The organism is Streptosporangium vulgare, from assembly GCF_042428775.1.
Lineage (GTDB): Bacteria > Actinomycetota > Actinomycetes > Streptosporangiales > Streptosporangiaceae > Streptosporangium > Streptosporangium vulgare.
In genome coordinates, this window is the sequence record NZ_JBHMBS010000109.1 from 1 (window position 1) to 1,279 (window position 1,279).

Genomic DNA, 1,279 nt, shown 5'->3' on the forward strand with positions numbered 1-1,279 from the left:
GAACCCCTCGTCCTGCTGTTCCGCCTGGGCATGCTGCCCATGATGTTCGCCCTGATCGTGCTACTGGCCATGATCGCCCGCCGTCTCACCGGCTCCCGCCCCGCCGCACTCCTCGCCATCACGGGCACCTTGTTCATGACCGCCCCGAACCTCTATCTGGGAGTGAACATCGGGACGTTCACCTGGAGGGGCTTCCAGTCCTGGACAGGGCCCACCCAGACCTTCGGAGCCCTGCTGTTCGCCCCGGTCGTCCTGCTGCTCGTCGACCTTCTCGAAAGGCGGAGACGTGACGTCGGGGGGTGGCTCCTGCTCGGCGTGTTCATGGTGGCGGTCATGGGAGCCAAGGCCACCCATCTTCCTCCGCTCGCCGCAGGACTGGCCGCCGTCGTCGTGGTCGAGGTGATCAGGCGGCGCCGGATACCCCGGCCCGCGCTCGCCGCGCTCGGGATGACGGTGGCGTGCTCTCTCTTCGCGCAGGTAATACTGTTCGGCGGTGCGAGGCAGGGGATGACGGTCGACCCTCTCTCCCTGCTGCGCCGGGCCTGGGGAGAGCTGACCGGCCACGCCGGCGCGGTCGAGCCGCCACCGCCGTCGGTGCTCGGCGTCACGGCGCTGTACGTGCTCTGCCTGGCCGTCGCGTGGTGCGGGATCCTCGGGCTGCTGTGCCGGCCGAGGCTGCTCCTGCGACCGGCGGTGGTCCTCCTGCTCGGCATGGGCGCCGCGTGTGTCGCCGCCGTGCTCCTGCTGGGGCACCCCCACCTCGGCCAGCTCTACTTCTTCGGGGCCGGCTATCCCTACCTGATGATCGTCACGGCCTACGGGCTCTCCGTCATCGTGCGACGGGCACGGATGCCGCTCAGGACGATCGCGTACGCGGCCGGCGCCGGTGTGACGACGGCCTACCTGATCCGCCTGCTGTGCGATGTCAGGACCCCCCTGAGGCCTGGGCAGCCGGACACCGTGCTGTACCTGCCCTACGCCGTGCTGCTGTCCGTCGCCGTGCTGGTGGCCGTCGCCCTGGTGACGACCGGGCGCGGTGGCCTGCGGGCCTGGGCCTTCACGCTCGTCGCGTTCGCGGCCGTGGGGCCGCCCGCCGCCTGGTTCACGCGCGTTCTCCCGGGTGCGGAGAGCGTCCCGGTGGCCCGGACGTTCGGGGAGGTCCCGCCGGTGGCGGTTCAGGCGGTCCCCCTGGGCGCCCTGGAGGCAGGCCGGTGGCTGCGCGCCCACTCCGACCCCGACGACCTGGTCGCCACGGACACGCACTGCCGCTGGGGGCAGC

1 protein-coding gene is annotated in these 1,279 nt (G+C 71.9%); it reads left to right on the top strand.

Features of this window, described 5'->3' with window-relative positions:
* A partial coding sequence (locus ACFFRH_RS44190) for a hypothetical protein (RefSeq protein ID WP_386164176.1) occupies positions 1–1,279 on the top strand: 1,279 nt, incomplete at both ends.